Origin of the sequence: Mesorhizobium sp. M7A.F.Ca.CA.002.15.2.1 (assembly GCF_003998715.1) — a bacterium.
In the GTDB taxonomy this organism is placed as follows: domain Bacteria; phylum Pseudomonadota; class Alphaproteobacteria; order Rhizobiales; family Rhizobiaceae; genus Mesorhizobium; species Mesorhizobium ciceri.
In genome coordinates this window covers 1-1,389 of sequence record NZ_RZPI01000982.1, presented here as the reverse complement: position 1 = coordinate 1,389, position 1,389 = coordinate 1, and the positions used below count along the sequence as shown (strand labels likewise).

1 protein-coding gene and 1 pseudogene are annotated in these 1,389 nt (G+C 65.2%); one reads left to right on the top strand and one right to left on the bottom strand.

The features are described 5' to 3' along the window. Positions 1-605 (top strand): annotated as a pseudogene (locus ENZ74_RS31780) (DNA mismatch repair protein MutS); the annotation flags it as partial. Here ENZ74_RS31780 and ENZ74_RS31775 read toward each other — a convergent pair. Further along, a partial coding sequence (locus tag ENZ74_RS31775) for an aldo/keto reductase (RefSeq protein WP_164761406.1) occupies positions 606-1,389 on the bottom strand: 784 nt, incomplete at its 5' end. It abuts the pseudogene before it with no gap.

The following is a 1,389-nucleotide window of genomic DNA, read 5'->3' as shown; positions in this document are numbered from 1 at the left end:
ATCTGGCGCGCGGCCGCTCGACCTTCATGGTCGAGATGGTCGAGACGGCAGCGATCCTCAACCAGGCCGGCGAGCGCGCACTGGTGATCCTCGACGAGATCGGCCGCGGCACCGCCACTTTCGATGGCCTGTCGATCGCCTGGGCGGCGGTCGAATATCTGCATGAGAAGAACCGCTGCCGGGCAATCTTCGCCACCCATTTCCACGAAATGACCTCGCTGGCCGGCAAGCTGGCGCGTCTCTCCAACGTCACCATGCGGGTCAAGGAATGGGAAAACGACGTCGTCTTCCTGCACGAGGTCGGCAAGGGTGCCGCCGACCGCTCCTACGGCGTGCAGGTGGCGCGGCTGGCCGGCCTGCCGGAAGCGGTGGTCGACCGGGCCAAGGAAGTGCTGCACCAACTGGAAGAGGGCGAAGTTTCGGGCAAGACCAACCGGCTGGTCGACGATCTTCCATTGTTTTCGGTGGCGGTGAAGCGAGAAGCGCCGAAGCCGGTCAAGAGCGACGCGCTGGGGGCGGCACTCGGCGACATCAACCCGGACGAAATGACGCCACGCGAGGCGCTGGAAGCGCTCTACCGGCTGAAGGGGTTGGCGGGGACGTAGTCAGATCATCTCCAACCCGCGCTTGCGCGCTGGTGGCGGGAAGGCGCGGTCGAGATCGGCGATGTCCTGCGGCGCAAGCTTGATGTCGAGCGCAGCGACATTCTGGCGGACATGCTCCTCGCTGCTGGCCTTCGGGATGGCGATGACGCCCTCCTGATGCATCACCCAGGCCAGGGCGATTTGCGCTGGGGTCGCATTGTGGCGCCCGGCGATGGCTTCGAGCCTGGCATTGCGCGCCAACGCACCCTGCTCGACCGGAGAATAGGCCATCAAGGGGATGCCGCGCTGCCGGCTCCAGGGCGCCAGATCGAATTCGAGGCCACGCCGGACCAAATTGTAGAGCACCTGGTTGGTCTGGACATTGCCGCCATCGGGCAGGCCGATCAGCTCTTCCATCTCGTCGGTGTCGAAATTGCTGACGCCCCAGTGGCGGATCTTGCCGGCCTTTTTCAGGGCCTCGAAGGCCGCGACGGTTTCCGTCAATGGCACGCTGCCGGGCCAATGCAAGAGATAGAGATCGATGCGGTCGGTGCGCAGGCGTTTCAGGCTGTTTTCGCAGGCCCGCTGCACGCCCGCGCGCGAGGCGTTCGACGGTAGCACTTTCGAGACCAGGAAGGTCTCGTCGCGGCGCCCGGCAATGGCTTCGGCCACCACCTCCTCGGCACCGCCGCTGGCATACATTTCGGCGGTGTCGATCAACGTGATGCCGAGGTCGAGGCCGAGCTTGAGGGCATTCACCTCATCGGCGCGGCGACGGGAATCTTCGCCCATCTTCCATGTGCCC